Raw genomic sequence first — 314 nt, forward strand, 5'->3', positions numbered from 1 at the left:
CGCACCGGTGATGCATGAATGCATATCGGATAAGGTTGATGCGCATACACGTGCGGTGAAAGTCGATGCGTTGAATTCATGCTCTGCATAGAGGATCAGTGAGACGTTCATCACTTGTTCATGCAGTTCATTTGGTTTTTCACCACGAAGTAAGTGTAGGAATTGAGCACCGATTGAATCATCATCGGTGTTTTCTTCAATGCGTACGCCATCATGGCTAAAACGGTACCAGTAGCAAATGATTGCTGGAAGGGTTGCGAGAATACGGTCTGCAACATCTTGCTGTTCGGCAAAGGATTGTTCTGTTTCTAGGT

1 protein-coding gene is annotated in these 314 nt (G+C 45.5%); it reads right to left on the reverse strand.

The window, feature by feature from the left end:
• A partial coding sequence (locus tag RRF55_RS27355) for a citrate/2-methylcitrate synthase (RefSeq protein WP_439419214.1) occupies positions 1-314 on the reverse strand: 314 nt, incomplete at both ends.

Origin of the sequence: Klebsiella sp. K47, assembly GCF_051858335.1 — a bacterium.
In the GTDB taxonomy this organism is placed as follows: domain Bacteria; phylum Pseudomonadota; class Gammaproteobacteria; order Enterobacterales; family Enterobacteriaceae; genus Klebsiella; species Klebsiella pneumoniae.